Annotated in this window: 2 protein-coding genes; both read left to right on the plus strand. The window is 33.6% G+C overall.

Features of this window, described 5'->3' with window-relative positions; genetic code table 11:
- Positions 1–235: 235 nt before the first annotated feature.
- Positions 236–517: a type II toxin-antitoxin system RelE/ParE family toxin gene (locus tag BN202_RS08895; RefSeq protein WP_019220295.1), complete on the plus strand. Its 282-nt coding sequence runs from the start codon at positions 236–238 to the stop codon at positions 515–517.
- A 16-nt stretch (positions 518–533) separates the two neighbouring features.
- On the plus strand, positions 534–827 hold the full coding sequence (locus BN202_RS08900) for a HigA family addiction module antitoxin (RefSeq protein WP_034988160.1): 294 nt from the start codon (positions 534–536) through the stop codon (positions 825–827).
- The last annotated feature ends 80 nt before the right edge of the window (positions 828–907 follow it).

Genomic DNA, 907 nt, shown 5'->3' on the forward strand with positions numbered 1-907 from the left:
GGGATCAGCTCCAAGATAGCCAATTAAAATCACTTTATTCAACATGTTTGTGAGTTCCATTTGATTTGCATTTTATATACGTAAAATCCTATCATAATTTGTTTATTTTTTCAATTATTTCAAAAGGATATTATTTTTTATTAACATATAACATTATGTTTCACATAACAAATTAATAAATAATCGATTGACATAAGTGTATGGTGTATCGTATCAAGTAGCAAAGGGTAATATTATGGCAATCGTTAGTTTTAAGCATAAAGGGTTGAGGTTATTTTTCGAAAAAGGAATTTGTAAAGGAATACAACCTGCACATGCTAAAAAACTAGCTAACATTTTGGTAATTTTAGATACGATATCTGCTCCTGAACAAATGACGATTAGATCCTATCGTCTCCATGAGCTTACAGGCGATTTAAAAGGCTATTGGTCAATGCGTGTTAATGCAAATTGGCGTGTTACTTTTCGCTTTATCGGAACAGATGTTGAACTTGTTGATTATCAAGACTACCATTAATTTTTGAGGTGTTATCATGATGTACAATCCCCCACACCCTGGTGGCATTTTGAAAGAAGAATTGCTTGATGAATTAGGCTTAACAGTAACAGAAGCTGCAAATCATCTCGGCGTTGCACGTTTAACTTTATCACGTGTTTTAAACTGTCATGCTGCAATCAGTATTAACCTTGCTTTACGCTTAGAAAAGGCTGGTTTAAATGATGCGGAATTTTGGCTTAAATTACAACAAAAACATGATCTGTGGCAAGCACGGCATAATAATCCCATACCGGATATTTCGTCTTTAGAGCAAGTAAGCCATCCTTAGCAATGAAGACTTGGCTTGACCGATTTTTCGCTTAAAATACATCAAATGGCTTTTGATAATTTTTTGATTTCCTTGTTGAT

Source organism: Bartonella florencae, assembly GCF_000312525.1.
Lineage (GTDB): Bacteria > Pseudomonadota > Alphaproteobacteria > Rhizobiales > Rhizobiaceae > Bartonella > Bartonella florencae.